This window comes from Heyndrickxia shackletonii (assembly GCF_001420715.1).
GTDB classification, from domain to species: Bacteria; Bacillota; Bacilli; order Bacillales; family Bacillaceae_C; genus Margalitia; species Margalitia shackletonii.
Genome location: NZ_LJJC01000003.1, coordinates 1 through 1899, shown reverse-complemented (window position 1 = coordinate 1899; position 1899 = coordinate 1). Strand labels below are relative to the sequence as shown.

The 1899-nt window shown below is 42.4% G+C and carries 1 protein-coding gene; it reads right to left on the bottom strand.

The window, feature by feature from the left end:
• Nucleotides 1-76 precede the first annotated feature (76 nt).
• Nucleotides 77-1336 carry a group II intron reverse transcriptase/maturase gene (ltrA, locus tag AN964_RS00015; protein WP_055737770.1) on the bottom strand — a complete coding sequence of 420 codons (1260 nt, stop codon included), beginning with the start codon at nucleotides 1334-1336 and terminating at the stop codon, nucleotides 77-79.
• Between the last annotated feature and the right edge of the window lie 563 nt (nucleotides 1337-1899).

Below are 1899 nucleotides of genomic sequence, written 5' to 3'. Positions count from 1 at the left end.
AATCGAGTAGGAGGAGGTGACTAACCCCCGACCTCTCACACCACCGTACGTACGGTTCCGTATACGGCGGTTCCATTTATGTCTGACGTAGTTGAGAATATCTCACATAAAGACTCTTCAGCCCTCGCATCTCCCAATAGGAGTTTGTGAGGGTTTTCTGTAGGATTGGGCTTCTGGCTATTCTCCAATATTTCTTTCTAGAGTTTCCCCATTCGTATGCCTTCTCTTTTGGAATCCCTAATCCAATGAGTTTTCTTACTTTGGTTTTTGGTTTCTTCCATTCTTTCCATTGGCACATTCTGAGACGCCTTCTAATCCATTCGTCTAATTCTTTGAAAATAGTGGGTGTATCTGCTAATGCATAATATCCGCACCAGCCAATCAAATATTGATTCAGCTTCTCTATTCTATAATCCATTGGAATTGGTTTTGACCTTGAAGTTAATTCTCGTATCCGTTTCTTGACACGTTGAATACTTTGGTTTGACATCCGCACCTTCGGTTTCTTATGAAATGTGAAGCTAAAACCTAAAAACTTTCTTTTCCAAGGTCTGTCTACAGCTGACTTTTCTCGATTCACCTTTAGTTTTAGAGTAAATTCAATGAAAGTAGTAATCGAGTCCATTACTCGCTCTCCGGCTCTTCTCGATTTTACGTAGATATTACAATCATCTGCGTATCGGACAAACTTGTGCCCTCTCTTTTCTAACTCTTTGTCTAGTTCATCTAGAACGATATTGGAGAGTAAAGGACTTAATGGTCCACCTTGGGGCGTACCCTCCTCGGATTTCGTTATGACTCCATTAATCATAATGCCAGACTGTAGATACTTCCGAATTAGTGATAGGAGCGTTCTGTCTTGAATCCTTTTGGATAGAGTCCGCATTAATCTATCATGATTGACTTTATCAAAGAATTTCTCCAAGTCCATGTCGACTACCCATCGGTATCCCTCTTCGATATATTTCTTCGCTTGTCTAACACCGTCATGACCTCGTTTGTTTGGTCGAAAACCATAGCTCTGTGTTGAAAAAGTCGGGTCGAAGATAGGGGTTAAAATCTGAGTAATCGCCTGTTGGATGAAACGGTCTGTCACGGTTGGGATACCTAATAACCTTACTCCACCGTTCGGTTTTGGGATTTCAACCCGACGGACAGGAGAAGGTTGATAAGTACCCTCCATTAAGGATGTTTTAAGTGTATCCCACGTTTCGAGAATATGTCTTCGTAGGTCTTTTACGGACATATTGTCTACTCCATGACTTCCTTTGTTCTTTTCTACTCGCTTTAATGCCAGTAAAAGATTTTCCCGTGACAGCATTCGTTCCATTAACATTGAGATTTATCCTTTCTACGTGAACAATACATTCTCATTAAGTGGGTTCTTTACTAAGCCCTCCCGAAGTCCCCCATGGAATTCACCATTTCTTCCTTTCAGGTAGGTTCCGTAAGAATTTTCTGCTTTCATACATAAAGAACCGTTTGCCGAGTGTTTGTTCTCCTAAAATGGTTCAGTCCTTCCTTGATTCTCTCGAGCAAACCAAGTACTACGACTTCGGCTGACTTCTGATTGTTCAGCTATCCATTACTAGATAGGTTACCAAGTGTACTTGGCGTATCAACCAGACCTCCCCGGGTAAGAGTGCAATCTTTCCTTCCATCTATCTGCTTCATTTACTTTGTATCACCTTCGGCAGAAAGGACTTTGTTTTGTATTGCAAACTCATCCAATGATACCTAGCCTTGTATGAAGTTCGTGTTCCTCAGACCGGAAGTTTGCCGCTCGCTTCCTTCAGATTCCGCGTCACCACGGACACCCTTGCGTTAAGCTAACTGCTACTTCTGCCTTCACAGTTCGGGACTTTCACCCTAGAGACTACACCCATGCCGGGCGCACAA

Coding starts and splice junctions, on each gene's coding strand:
- ltrA (WP_055737770.1), bottom strand. CDS start 1,336: ATGTTAATGGAACGAATGCTGTCACGGGAAAATCTTTTACTGGCATTA.